Below are 12,440 nucleotides of genomic sequence, written 5' to 3' on the forward strand. Positions count from 1 at the left end.
AAATTTGAATTCCACGGGCTAGCGCAAAAAGCGGTTCTGTGCTATAGTAATGCACACTGTAGAGTGCATTATTGCTAAATGCAGGGCAACCTTGGTAATGTTGTGCGCTACAGAGATACAGAACAATTACAAGCTACACGCAGAGAAAGAGAGAATTTCATTGACTGATCAGACGCTGTATTGCCGCGACTGTAACCAGGAATTTATTTTCACGGTTGGCGAGCAAGAGTTTTTCGCGAGTCGAGGATTAACCAATACGCCAAGTCGTTGCCCGGCGTGCCGAGCCGCTCGTAAGCAAAATGGTGGATATCAGGGGAGAGGTGGTGGCTCGCGCGGCGATTTTCGCGCACGTGAACCACGCCCCATGTATACCGCTACCTGTGCAAGTTGTGGGAACGAAGCTACGGTTCCTTTCCAGCCGCGAGAAGATCGCCCCGTTTATTGCCAGGATTGTTACCAGTCACACAGTACTCATCATGCAAGTACTGGTAGATCGCGCTGGTAGCCCTGATGTGCAGAACTGTTATCAATCCTGAGGGATCTTTTGATGTTGCTCTGAAGCAGTTTAGCCGTAAAGTGCAGCAGGCCGGCATCCTCGCCGAGGCCCGCCGCCGCGAACACTATGAAAGTCCCCGCGCTCGCCGCAAACGCAAAGCAGAAGCAGCCCGTCGCAAGCAACGGCGTTCCCGTTACTAATACCACTTATCATAGGACGTAAGGGCAAGGCTTCAGGATAGCCCTGCCCTTGCTTAAAAACCATTTGACTTTCCCTATGACCTGCCCTCTACTTCGCCTGATTGCTATGCTCAGCCTTACTCAAGCCTGGCGAACATAACCTCCCGCTTCATCCATAACCGGTCCCTCATACACCAGACCCAGCTGATCGCACGTCCATTGTCCCCAGGCATAAATCTGTTGAAACAGCGATTCCGCGCTATATCCTAGCTTCGTTAGCATGTATTCCACTTTGAAAGGTTTCTGTCCAGAGATACGCCGCTGAACCACATTCATTTGCTCTAATTCCCGCAGCTTCAAGATGAGCATGTGTTGGCTGATCTGTGGAAGGAGTTCCTGCAATTCCCCAAAGCGTTTCGGGCCGCTGAACAAGCGATACCAGATCCAGAACGTCCATCTTCCTCCCAGGCTTATCAGCCAATCCACCTCCTGATTGCCTTGCCCGCTGTAGCTCTTGTCCCAGGAAACCATCTGGCGCAAGATTGGTTCTAAACGCTGCCCTACTTCCGAGAGCCTGTACTCCACTTTTGGAGGCACTTGAAGGTAAACGTGACGGGAAAGAATTCCAATCTGCTCTAGCTCGCGTAGCTGAATAGTTAACATCTGCCGACTGACCTGGGGAAAGAGTCGCTGGAGTTCACCAAAGCGTTTCGGACCATTGAGTAATTGATACATAATCCAAAACTTCCATTTACCCCCTACCCCTCCACCCCCAATTGGACATATCAATGTTTTTTTCTGTCGAGCCATGGAACACATCTCTCTTTACTTGATACTTTTCCCTTAACGCTTGCATCCATAAAATTGCGTACTTGCTTCTCCTTCACCTCTCATGTACAGTAAAGTATAGCAAAAATAAAAGATATTTGCAAGTATATAAGCTTTTACAAGCTTTTAATACTTTAAGAAAAATACGCTAAAATTTAAAAAAAGGGGCAAGACATGATTAACAAAAGAAAGATTTTATCAGAAATCTATATTGAACCCCGTACGGTTGTGACGGAAAAAGGGCCGATCGAATTCGATCTGAGCGGGACGCAGGGGCCTGTGATTCTTTCTGTTCATGGTGGAATCGGTGGCCTTGATCAGGCCCGTTTGATCACGAACTGGCTAGATAACAATTCTTACCGGCTCCTCTGTCCCTCACGGCCAGGATATCTAGGAACACCACTAAAAAGCGGGAAGACATTTGAGGCACAAGCCGATCTACTGGCAGCACTCTTAGATCATCTCCAGATAGAAAGTGTCGGAGTTGTGTGCCTCTCGGCGGGTGGTCCGCCAGCATATCAGTTCGCAATACGCCACCCGGAAAGGATTTGGGGCCTGGTGGCCATCGACAGCGTGAGCGGTATATACTACCCTCCAACAGGAGTCGGGCCGATGACCGAAGCCATTTTCATGAGTAATGCGGGACAAAGATTTTCGCAAATGCTTATGGAACGCTTCCCCAAATTACTGTTGGGAGAAGCCTTTCGGGGCATTGGATACTTCACGAAGGAGCAAGCAAAGAGGCAGGTGGAACATGTCTTAAATGAACCGCAAGCGCTCGCATGGATGAAAGCCTTGCTAGAGACGATGTATCCCTATTCCAAACGCAAACAGGGTAATATAAACGATATGGAAGAATTTCTGAAATCGACGCACCTTCAGTTAGAGCAGATCCAGTGCCCGAGTCTGATTATTCACGGAACCCACGATGCTGATGTAAAATTCTTTGATGGCGTCTACGCCTATGAGCATATTCCTGGCGCAGTGCGGTACTGGATCGAAGAGGGGGATCATACAGGCTTCTGGCTTAGCCAGCATGCTGAGCAGGCTCAAGAATATGCGCGGGCTTTCTTAAAAAAACATGCGCCAGATGAGCTTTAAACTTCTCTTGCAGAAAGCTCTCTTTGCGCCTCTTGCCAACAAGCTCTATCAGTGTTATCATATTAACCACTACAGTGGTTAGTATTGCAATCCTAAATATAGAGAGGTTGATTATGGAGAGAGCTCAGGCTATTGAGCGCTATCTTCAGGCTGTGCCTAAAGCCGAACTTCACGTTCATCTGGAAGGCTCAATCCTTCCCGCAACGCTTTTGAAACTAGCACAGCACAACGGGATTAGCTTACCAGTTAGCACGGTTGAAGAGGCTCGTCGCTGGTTTCAATATCGCGATTTCGCCCATTTTATAGAAATTTACTTCCTTATCTCAGGTTGCTTGAAAACTGAAGAGGACTACGAGCTCATTACATACGAGTTCGGAGCAGAAATGGCGCGCCAGAATGTGCGCTATGCAGAAGTGACCTTCTCGCCAAGTACCCACTTTTTCAATATGGGTATAAAGCATGATGTCTATTTCACAGGCCTGAATAAGGGACGTGAGCGCGCGCGAACAGAGTTCGGCGTAGAGATGCGCTGGGTCTTTGATATCGTACGTAACGCTAGCAGCCAACAGGAGCTTCACCGCAAGGCCGATTATACTACTTCGGTGGCTATAGAGAGTATGCAAGAGGGGGTAATCGCGCTGGGATTGGGCGGTGCCGAGGTTGGAAGTCCGCCTGAGCAGTTCGCCCCCTGGTTCGAAAAGGCTCTCGCGGCCGGTCTGCACAGTACTCCTCATGCCGGCGAGACCGTTGGACCAGAAAGCGTATGGGGAGCATTGCGTACGCTGGGTGCGGAACGCATTGGCCATGGGGTGCGCTCCATTGAGGACCCGAGCTTAGTCAAGCATCTTGCTCAGGAGGGTATTCCATTGGAATTATGCCCGCTAAGCAACATTTGCCTTGGCGTTTATAAGCATATTGCGGAGCATCCATTACCGCGTTTGTATGCTGCCGGGGTACCGCTCTCGGTCAATTCGGACGATCCCCCATTGTTCAACGTCACTTTAAATGATAATGTGCAGGCACTCTACGAGCCCTTCCATTTTGATCTCGATACCATCGATGAAATCTTGCTCAATGGCGTACGACATAGCTTCTTACCCCAGGAACGAAAAGCGCAGATGGAGATGGCATTTCGAACCGAGATGCAGAAGTTACGGCAAGAGCTAGTAGGCAGTTAGCGTGCAAATTTGCTAGATAGCGCGAGCCTTCACTTCGGGCAGGTCTAGAGCCTGCCCCTCTTAAGGGAAGTTGTCGCTAAATGGATCAGGGTATGGCCATATTCCTGAGAGAGTTGCTGCCTACCCGTGGCCAGCCAATCTGGCCATATTGGACCTTGTGCGGATAGGCAAAACAACCTATAGTAAAAGCAGGCAAGCTTCTAGATGCCTGTAGAGCTGGCTGCTGACAAACAATATCAGCGCCGTATGCTTACGATATGCTTGTAATTGGCAGATGAGCCTCTATCAGCCAATTACAAGCATAAATTGTCTCTAGCAGAGCCTGTGGTTATAAAGTTTTGCTATCTGTGAAAAATAGGCAAAACAGGAAGGAAATACCATGCCCTTAGCCCGAATCTCGCTCACCGAAGGAAAGTCAGAAGCCTATATTCAAGCCATTGCCGATGGAGTTTACGAGGCCATGCGCGCTACTATAGATGTACCGGAAGGCGATCGCTTCCAGATCATCTCCGAGCATAAGCTCGGCCACCTTATTGCCGATAAAACCTATATGGGGATCGAGCGCTCCAACGATGTCGTCATCATCCAGATCACGATGAAAGGTGGGCGTACGCCGGAGAAAAAGAAGGCCTTCTATCGGCGCATTATGCAGAATCTCACGGCCAATCCAGGCTTGCGCAAGCAAGATATCATGGTTGTATTGAATGAGAACGATCTGATAGATTGGTCTTTCGGCAATGGAGAGGCCCAACTTGGCTGATGGAAGCTCATCATCTATAGAACTTTTGCTAGCATAGCCTCCTTCACAAAGCTCAGATTAGCTTCTCATTGCGTGTGCTCGCAGATTGCCCCATTCATCAACCATATGCTAGATCTCAGGCTCTGCCGTAGCACCCTGAGATCTCTTTTCGTCACCTTACAGCTATTTCAGTGGCAACACTCTGCTGATATTTCTCGCTAGCCGCAATCCTTGACCCTCCAGCCACTGGAGCCTGTAGACTGGTCCACAACAAGTAAATTGTTCTCTTGTAACTAAGGAGGAGCTTTGTGGATACCATCATTTGCGCTATACTTGCCATCTTATTGTCTCTCACTACTCTGCAGGCTATGTTTTTTTACTTTGGCATGCTCAAGGTTCGCTTTATCGAATGGGTTTTCGTCAATCCTTGTTCGATTAGCAATCTGGTTTTTCTTGTCGGAAGCCTCGTATTTCTGCTCAGTGGAAGCTGGATGATTATGTATATTGCCGCCCTCCCGCTCTTCTTTTTTGGGACGCAAGGCTTATTCATCTTTTCCTGGCGTGGCATGAATCTGATCCCGCAGGCTTCGCATCTCTTAATGACGATCTCGCTGCTCTGGATGATTATCCGCAGTTTACAGCAAGGGCACTTTCTGGAGGCCACAGCCGGTTTGCTGATCAGCATCCTTATCTTTACGCCCTTCATTGCTGCACAGCAAGCTTATATTCACAAGCATCATGATCGAATTCAACAACTCTTGCAGCCAGAAACATGGCTAAAGCCTGCCTGAGTATGGCAGGCCTATATGTGCGGGCCTGACTGTAGAGCCAGGCCCTGAACTGTCGCGGCATTGGCTTCTGCACCAGCCGACTTATTGGTTCTTGTCTTCTCCGCCCTCCCAACCCGATAATGAGAATACAGGCACAGCTAACAGAACTTTCTTGTGTCAAACATGTGTATCATAATGTGTCAATGTTATGGCAGTGCCAGGGAGAAAAGAGCCATGTCAGCTAATCTCGATGAATTACCAGAAGGGCTACCCGTTCCCATAGATGATGGAGCCTGTAACCACCTCATCGGCCTACGATTGCCCACGCTTTCACTCACCTCGACATCAGGAACAAGCGTGGATCTCGCAACGTTACCGGGCAAGACAGTCGTATATTGCTATCCGCGTACGGGTCGTCCCGATCAAGCCTCGCCGGATGGCTGGGACCTTATTCCAGGGGCCAGAGGTTGCACACCACAATCGTGCGCTTTCCGCGATCATTATATAGAATTGCAAGCTCTGCATGCTGGCGTCTTTGGCCTGAGCACGCAGGATACAGGCTATCAGCGGGAAGCTGTGGAGCGCTTACATCTACCCTTTGCTTTACTGAGCGATGAGAAGCTAGCCTTTACGCAAGCTTTGCGCCTGCCAACTTTTATTGTTGAGGGCATGACGCTCATAAAACGGCTCACGCTTATTATTCAGGATGGCAAGATTATCAAGGTCTTTTATCCCGTCTTCCCGCCCAACCAAAACGCCGCCCAGGTGATCAGCTGGCTTAGCGCGCATCCTTGATCGCTGCTTAAAATATGAGGCAAGCCGGATCGGCATATCTGGCTTGTCCCATTTTGCCAGCCGGTCTGCATGTGCTCGATTTAGCCAGGCCGCTACCCGCCATCTCGTCTCGCCGCAACATCTACTTGTTTCGCGGAACTGCGAGAGGCATACTGAGCACATAGTGGTGCAAAGTAAGCCCAAGTTTCTGCCAGAAGGCCAGAGCAGCTTTATTGTTCGCAAGCACATCCAATTGAATACTGTATGCTCCCTGATTGGTAAGCTCCGTATAAGCAGCCTGGGCCAGCGCGTGGGCATAACCGCACCTCCTGAAGGTCGGCGCTATATACATATCCTCGATAAATCCATAGGTCTCTCTCGTAAAGGGATTATGGCGCAGCTGAAAACTGATAAAACCGGCTACTTGATCATCTACCCAAGCAAGCCAGAAGAAATGGCGTCTCGCCGCAGCTTCTTGCTGCACATGAGCAATCCAGCGCTTTACTGCCTCCATCCTCGTCACCTCTGCATCCAGCTCGCAGTTATAGGTATAGGCCAGTTGCTCAATCTCAGCAACATCTCCTGGCTCTAGCGGCCTTATCACAAATACCATTCAAGCATCTCCTCAATGAAATATTTCATTTTGATATTATAATATTTTAACATATCTTATTGTTTTCTTTACACGTTCTTTTTGGCTTGCATCGCTCCCGTTACATTGGTTTGGCGAAAACCCATTTGTAACATCTGAGGATTGCTGCAGCTATCAATCTTATCCGTCTAACGGCCTGGTCCGGTGAAGAGCCGTTGGTTTCAGTACGGGTCTCCGCTCACCAACGGCTTAAAGAGCTTACCAGCAGAATCAAAAAGGTACATGAGTCTCTCGATGGTAATCGTTATTGGATCTGAAAATCGGTTGTGACCTGTGTCGTACTGGTGATGCCACCACGATCATAAACAGGCAAGAGCAAGGTGTATGTCGCACTCTTCTGTGGAACAAGAAAGCCAACCGTCCCTGTTTTTCCTGTCTCGCCCACGGCAATTGTTTCTGGGAAGGTAGTATATTTTGGGGCAACCAGGGTGGTGCCATCGGCCCTCAAGCGAAAAGCATCGCCTACAGCCTGGTCCAGATAGCCATTTGTTGAGGTACTATCCACTTTGAAGGACAGGACCACGTAGATCATATCTTTCTCAGCCTGGTTCCCCTGAGCACTGAGTTGCCTGGCTGCTGTAGTGAGCGTCCAATTCAGGCCTCCCCATTGGAGAGGTTTATTCACAGTTACCGTGCGTGGTTGATAGGTGCTCACATCGGCGCTTTGTGTGAGAGGAAACTCGATCTGATGCTCGTTCGGGTTACCTAGACGCAGCGTGATCTGCGTTAGCGGGGTTGTCACAGGTACTGGAAAATCCAACCAGTTTGTGCGTGCCACCTGAGCAGGAGGCGAGCCCACAGTCGTATCAGCAGCTTGAATATTCGCAAGCTCAACACTCTCCCCATTGGGCAGAATCACATGAAAGCTGCTCGTATATCCGTAAGTCCCAAAGTAAGGAGCCTTATCCCCCGTCTGTTCCTTCACGTCGAGACGCAGCATATCTCCTGGAGTTTTCTCATCTGAAAAGCCTTTGGCCTGCTTAGCATCGAGAAGAGTAAGAGTATCATCGGCATACGTTACAGACTTATTGAGAGGTATAACCTTCATATCCATTGGTATGTCTGTTGCTCCGTAAGATGGAGTGCTCACTCCATGTGTTGTGTCTGTACCTGAAGAAGGTGAAGTTGTCCCACTGATCGTTCTCCCTCTGGCCATGAGAGTGTTCCAGGTAAAATAACCAGCTACCCCAAGGATGAGCAGCACAAGCAACAAGATCATACCCACTCTGCGTTTGCCAGCACGTTGCGGCGAACGAGCCCATGATGAGGCTGGCTGCATCTGTGGAAACTGCGGGCGAGCAGGTCCTGATCCTGAGGGAGAGGAGCTGCTCTGGTAAGGTGAATTAGTCGAATCCATCTTTGAGGGAGTGGAAGGGTTTGAGTTGGAGAAATCGGGCGGCGGGGGCGGAATAAGAGCTGGTTCGCTTCTATAATAGGTTGGGCTGTCGTCAATGTCAACAGGTTTCCCGCATCCTGGACAGAAGGCTTGCCCGGAAACAAGAGTAGTTCCACAATGCCGACAAACCTTTGCCTCTAAATTCATATTTATTTCCTTCTCTATACGCAGGGAAGTGAAAGGCAGGCTGATGCCAGGAAAACTACCCTTCCCTCCTCCAGTGCGCTTCGACAATTTATCTCTCTGTAAGAACGTCACGGAAGAGATTTTCTACAGTATGACCTTTCAGTACAGCAAAAGGAGCATATTTCTTGCCCAAATACCGTGTGCTTCCTTAAAACAGGATTGTCACAAAGGCAATTTGTCCAGCGTGTAAGAGAGGGACGGATTGTCAGATGGCAGGATGCCTTTCATTGCCGCATAATACGGACGGAGAACGACTATGCAATGCCAGGAAAAGCTGGAGCGCTATCTGCGGCAGGAAAAGGTAGGGTATCAAATTCAGCATCACCCAACCGCTTTTACCGCCCAGCAGATCGCAGAATGTGAACACATCTCAGGCAAAAAGGTTGTCAAAAGCGTCGTTGTCATGGCAGATCACAAAATGGCCCTACTCGCCCTGCCAGCCTCTCTACGCGTAGATCTGGAAAAGGTGCGCTCTCTTCTAGGCGCGCGTGATGTGCGTCTGGCTCTGGAAGGCGAGTTCGAATCTGCTTTTCCCGATTGCGATGTTGGTGCCATGCCTCCCTTTGGGAACCTATACAACCTTCCAACTTACGTCGAGCAAAGCCTGACTCGGCAGGAGACGATAGTGTTTCCTATTGGCAGCCGCACTGAGACAATGAGCATGCATTATGCCGATTATGAGCGCCTTGTTCAGCCAAATGTCATCGAATTTGCTCTGAAACCATCCATGGTCTAGAAAAAGGAGGATAGAAACATTCAAAGAGATAATTACAGACACAAAAGGGTTGACCACGTTTAGCGGTCAACCCCTGTGTACTTTTTTTCTGAAGGGTGTTCCAGATGCCCGCATCTACGGGCACTCCCTGTCAACCTGAAAAACCATCCCGAGGATGCGAATTGGTATCTTTCTCATAGGTGCCTCCTTTCGGTTTCCCTACGTAAGACCTTTTCGCCTTGTCGGGGAATCATTCCCCCGATCTGGGAACACCCTATTTATATCACACATCTCATAGCATGTCAAGGTGTTGATTTTTCTTTCACCGCATATCTCTATAGGCGTACAAAATAAGCGCAGGATAGAGCCATTTTTCGCGCGGCCTACTTGCTTTTCAACTCGCCTCTCTGCTGCACTACAAGCATATAATGCTCATCCGACTGAGGCCGCACATCTCCTACCTGCTGCAATCCGGCCTCCTGACACCATTGCACAATCTGCTCAGGGGCAATGCGCGCAGCTTGAGGCGGTCCGGATTGCGCGGGGCTCTGCGGATAAAACTCGGCAATTACGATCCTGGCTCCGTCTGGAAGCAGTTCAGCCAGATGGCTTATCACGGCAGCAGGATCGTCGGCGTGATGCAGTACCATGGTAAGCAGGACTGAGGATATATGCTCATCGTGCAATTCTAGTGTACTGGCCTCGGCAGCCACACAGCGAATATTAGTGATCGACTCTTGCCGCATTCGATCTTGCAGATATTCCAGGGCTTCAGCCGATCTATCTATGGCATAGACCAGCCCACCTGGCCCAACCTGTTCTGCAATGCGTAAACTCATATATCCCGGACCCGAGCCCAGGTCTAGCACATGATCTCCTGGCTGTAGATCGAGCTCCTCTAGCCAGCCAGGCAAGAGAAAAGCCCGTTCCTTTTGCCGATTATATACTTCATCCCAGCTCAGATGGCTTAGATCTTTGTGAAACTCCTTTTCCATTTCCCTCTCCGTAAAATCGTGCAACATCTCCTCTACTGCCCATGCTTCTCTTCGTGGTCCCCACCTTGGTAAATTTTAGGGAAGCATTCATCAGGCATCTCCTGACGAGCAGATAATAAGTGCTGGCAGACCTACAGCGCTTACCACACAAGTCGCAAAGCTGGCATTTGGCTATGATTAGCCATCATGACTAGCCTATAGAGATCTGCACGCATCGACTCCAGTTGCTCCGCTCCCAGAAGTTCGGCCCAGTGCCTTTCGATCTCGACCATGGCAGCCTCCGTGGCCTTGATGCATCCCCAACCTTTCTCAGTTAATATTATTAGCTTGCCTCTTCTATCCGTTGGATGCGCTCGCCTTTCAACATAGCCGCGCTGCTCCAGCTCATCAATCATCAAACTTATGGCTTGCTTGGTTATCCCAAGATATTCAGCCAGTTCGTTGCCCGTGGCTCCAGAGGGAGTTAATCTATGAAAAACAAAGCCGTGCGAGGGGCGAACATCGTTATAGCCGGCCTGCTCCAGACTGGCTTGCAGCTCTTCGACGATTGTATGAAAGGCCATAGCAAGAAGGGCAAGCATACCATGCATGCTTGAAGCTATCGCCACGATTCTCTCCCTCCCTGTTTCTAAAACTCAGCATACAAATAATATAGTAAAGGTCCTTGACGAAATTGTGAACACATCATCTAAGATATCATTCACGATACAGAATCACAACTCGGATCTTTGGCTCGCCCAGTCCAATCGCATTGTCCTGCCTGCCAGACAGAGCTTAGCAATGTCAGGCAGGGTAACAGCTTGCGTTTTGGCTTGCCCTCAAACGGATCAGTCGATAGAAATCTTACCGCTTATCTCCACTTCAGCTTCGATCTCCACAGGAATATTAAAGGGCAACGAAACCATGCCAACCGCTGAACGCGCGTGCTGACCTGCCTCAGCCCCATACAGCTTGAGAATCAAATCGGAGCAACCATTTATCACTTCTGGATGCCGGGTGAAAGCCGGAGCCGCATTGACCATACCAAACACGCGCAACCAGGCCACCACGCGATCCAAATCGCCCAATTCCTGCTTCAAGCTCGCCAGAATCGCCAACCCGGCAGATTGCGCGGCCTGATAGGCCTCCTCTACCGAGACTTCGGCTCCAACTTTCCCAAACGGGCCTGCAACCGAACCATCGGCCTGTGTGGGACTATGCCCGGAAATATATGCTCGATTGCCGCGCACGCGCACAAACGCAAATGGGAAGCGCACCCCCGATGGCGCCTTCACTGGCTGCGGCAAGGTCAAGCCGAGCGCCTCTAATCTTTCTTCAATCTGCATAAATTTCTCCCTTCATGGCTTTACTCTATGTTACGTTCAGCATTGTTGCCATTGCTAAATGGCGAGGGTATCAGCACTATCAGCGCCAGGCCACGATATCCAACAATATCAAGCAAAGAACGAAGGTCGCAAATTCCAGGCCCTTCCTCTTCTGGAAAAGATGCTCCCTGTTCCTCCCTGCAAATTAGCGCACTGTTGGATATAGCTAGTTTGAAGTGTAAATCAGATGGCATTACCTGGTCAAGGAATTGATTTGGCCGCCACTCAGCAAAAAAAAGCAATATGAGGACAATCCAGCCTGTTTTGCAACGGGCAACTTGTTCAACGATCCAGCACTCTATCTGCCAATCAAATATGCGAATTGGATACCAGGGCGCTCAAAAGAGTGCTATGAGGACGTTATCTCACCGCTTTTTGCGCTACTATAAGAGAAAGAGACCGAAAGGAGTACATTTCCACATGGCAGAAGATAACTTCACACTTACAACTTTCTATTCTTTCTGGAAGGTGTACCAGGAACACATCAAAACGGCGCTTGCCCCGCTCACGGCTTCACAGCTTGAGGTGCGCCCCGCGCCTCATCTGCGCTCCATTGGTGAGCTAGTCTTGCACATTGTAGCCTGTCGTGCTTACTGGTTCACCGATTTTATGGGAGAGGATGGCGACGAGGGAATGAAGAAATATGCGAATTGGAACGAGGCCGCGCTCTCGCTGGGGTCACCGCTCCCATCTGTTGCCGAACTGGTTCAGGGCCTCGACTACACCTGGCAATACATGGAGAATTGTCTGGCTCGTTGGAGCTCAGAAGATATGCAACACACTTTCCTCGACGAGTGGGATGGTAAGGCAGTCGATGTATCGCGCGCCTGGGTAATCTGGCACGTCCTGGAGCATGATCTCCACCACGGTGGAGAGCTCTCTCTCACCCTTGGTTTGCACGGGCTTCCGGCCGATTTCCCCGGATAGAGCCAGACAGACGAACAGCTACCAAGAGGTTATGCCAAAGCGTGAGTAATGCAAGCGCTTCTAGCTCATCTCCGCATGTGGAATGATCCTCTACTTTCCAGTCAGCTAACAAGCCTGGTAATGCGTAAAATGGTAAGAAG

15 protein-coding genes are annotated in these 12,440 nt (G+C 49.7%); 9 read left to right on the top strand and 6 right to left on the bottom strand.

The window, feature by feature from the left end:
• Nucleotides 1–154 precede the first annotated feature (154 nt).
• Both EPA93_RS01255 and rpsU read left to right on the top strand, forming a co-directional pair.
• Nucleotides 155–505 carry a zinc-ribbon domain containing protein gene (locus tag EPA93_RS01255; RefSeq protein ID WP_129894404.1) on the top strand — a complete coding sequence of 117 codons (351 nt, stop codon included), beginning with the start codon at nt 155–157 and terminating at the stop codon, nt 503–505.
• Nucleotides 506–510: 5 nt separating this feature from the next.
• Nucleotides 511–696, top strand: coding sequence for a 30S ribosomal protein S21 (gene rpsU / locus EPA93_RS01260; RefSeq protein WP_129885288.1), 186 nt, complete (start codon nt 511–513; stop codon nt 694–696).
• A 120-nt stretch (nt 697–816) separates the two neighbouring features.
• Here the strand turns inward: rpsU and EPA93_RS01265 are convergent, their stop codons facing one another.
• Nucleotides 817–1,494: a winged helix-turn-helix transcriptional regulator gene (locus EPA93_RS01265; protein WP_340689229.1), complete on the bottom strand. Its 678-nt coding sequence runs from the start codon at nt 1,492–1,494 to the stop codon at nt 817–819.
• A 183-nt stretch (nt 1,495–1,677) separates the two neighbouring features.
• Between EPA93_RS01265 and EPA93_RS01270 the strand changes: the two genes are divergently transcribed.
• From EPA93_RS01270 to EPA93_RS01290, 5 genes are all read left to right on the top strand, one after another.
• Nucleotides 1,678–2,604, top strand: coding sequence for an alpha/beta fold hydrolase (locus EPA93_RS01270; RefSeq protein ID WP_129885290.1), 927 nt, complete (start codon nt 1,678–1,680; stop codon nt 2,602–2,604).
• A gap of 113 nt (nt 2,605–2,717) precedes the next feature.
• Nucleotides 2,718–3,782 carry an adenosine deaminase gene (add, locus tag EPA93_RS01275; protein ID WP_129885291.1) on the top strand — a complete coding sequence of 355 codons (1,065 nt, stop codon included), beginning with the start codon at nt 2,718–2,720 and terminating at the stop codon, nt 3,780–3,782.
• Between the two features lie 379 nt (nt 3,783–4,161).
• Entirely contained in the window at nt 4,162–4,542 is a 381-nt protein-coding gene (locus EPA93_RS01280; RefSeq protein WP_129885292.1) for a tautomerase family protein, read from the top strand.
• Nucleotides 4,543–4,829: 287 nt separating this feature from the next.
• Nucleotides 4,830–5,312, top strand: a complete 483-nt coding sequence (locus tag EPA93_RS01285; protein WP_129885293.1) for a hypothetical protein — start codon at nt 4,830–4,832, stop codon at nt 5,310–5,312.
• Nucleotides 5,313–5,525: 213 nt separating this feature from the next.
• Nucleotides 5,526–6,086, top strand: a complete 561-nt coding sequence (locus EPA93_RS01290) for a peroxiredoxin (protein WP_129885294.1) — start codon at nt 5,526–5,528, stop codon at nt 6,084–6,086.
• A 121-nt stretch (nt 6,087–6,207) separates the two neighbouring features.
• Here the strand turns inward: EPA93_RS01290 and EPA93_RS01295 are convergent, their stop codons facing one another.
• Nucleotides 6,208–6,678, bottom strand: coding sequence for a GNAT family N-acetyltransferase (locus EPA93_RS01295; protein WP_129885295.1), 471 nt, complete (start codon nt 6,676–6,678; stop codon nt 6,208–6,210).
• Between the two features lie 283 nt (nt 6,679–6,961).
• Nucleotides 6,962–8,260, bottom strand: a complete 1,299-nt coding sequence (locus EPA93_RS01300) for a zinc ribbon domain-containing protein (protein ID WP_129885296.1) — start codon at nt 8,258–8,260, stop codon at nt 6,962–6,964.
• A gap of 295 nt (nt 8,261–8,555) precedes the next feature.
• Here EPA93_RS01300 and EPA93_RS01305 point away from each other — a divergent pair, with 295 nt between their 5' ends.
• Nucleotides 8,556–9,035, top strand: a complete 480-nt coding sequence (locus EPA93_RS01305) for an aminoacyl-tRNA deacylase (protein WP_129885297.1) — start codon at nt 8,556–8,558, stop codon at nt 9,033–9,035.
• Nucleotides 9,036–9,397: 362 nt separating this feature from the next.
• Here the strand turns inward: EPA93_RS01305 and EPA93_RS01310 are convergent, their stop codons facing one another.
• The 3 genes from EPA93_RS01310 to EPA93_RS01320 form a co-directional block, all read right to left on the bottom strand.
• On the bottom strand, nt 9,398–10,009 hold the full coding sequence (locus tag EPA93_RS01310) for a class I SAM-dependent methyltransferase (protein WP_165422791.1): 612 nt from the start codon (nt 10,007–10,009) through the stop codon (nt 9,398–9,400).
• A 140-nt stretch (nt 10,010–10,149) separates the two neighbouring features.
• On the bottom strand, nt 10,150–10,599 hold the full coding sequence (locus EPA93_RS01315) for a MarR family winged helix-turn-helix transcriptional regulator (protein ID WP_129894405.1): 450 nt from the start codon (nt 10,597–10,599) through the stop codon (nt 10,150–10,152).
• 237 nt (nt 10,600–10,836) lie between these two features.
• On the bottom strand, nt 10,837–11,334 hold the full coding sequence (locus tag EPA93_RS01320; RefSeq protein WP_129885299.1) for a RidA family protein: 498 nt from the start codon (nt 11,332–11,334) through the stop codon (nt 10,837–10,839).
• Nucleotides 11,335–11,793: 459 nt separating this feature from the next.
• Between EPA93_RS01320 and EPA93_RS01325 the strand changes: the two genes are divergently transcribed.
• Nucleotides 11,794–12,300 carry a DinB family protein gene (locus EPA93_RS01325; protein WP_129885300.1) on the top strand — a complete coding sequence of 169 codons (507 nt, stop codon included), beginning with the start codon at nt 11,794–11,796 and terminating at the stop codon, nt 12,298–12,300.
• The last annotated feature ends 140 nt before the right edge of the window (nt 12,301–12,440 follow it).

Source organism: Ktedonosporobacter rubrisoli (genome assembly GCF_004208415.1).
In the GTDB taxonomy this organism is placed as follows: Bacteria; Chloroflexota; Ktedonobacteria; order Ktedonobacterales; family Ktedonobacteraceae; genus Ktedonosporobacter; species Ktedonosporobacter rubrisoli.